Source organism: Neisseria sp. P0014.S002 (genome assembly GCF_051958295.1).
Taxonomy (GTDB): Bacteria; Pseudomonadota; Gammaproteobacteria; order Burkholderiales; family Neisseriaceae; genus Neisseria; species Neisseria flavescens_B.
The window spans coordinates 1-238 of sequence record NZ_JBQCVO010000126.1; the positions used below are offsets into that span (position 1 = coordinate 1).

At 55.0% G+C, this 238-nt stretch carries 1 rRNA gene; it reads left to right on the forward strand.

The features are described from left to right. Nucleotides 1-238 (forward strand): 16S ribosomal RNA (locus ACTHSX_RS10860); the annotation flags it as partial.

Consider the following 238-nt stretch of genomic DNA (forward strand, 5'->3'; position numbering starts at 1 on the left):
GCTTAAAGAGTGCGTAGGCGGCTTATCAGGCGGGGTGTGAAATCCCTCGGCCCAACCGAGGAATAGCGCTCCGAACCGATAGGCTTGAGGAGGATAGAGGTAAGCGGAACAGATGGTGGAGCGGTGAAATGCGTTGATATCATCTGGAACACCTGTGGCGAAAGCGGCTTACTGGGTCCTTTCTGACGCTGAGGCACGAAAGCCAGGGTAGCGAACGGGATTAGATACCCTAGTAGTC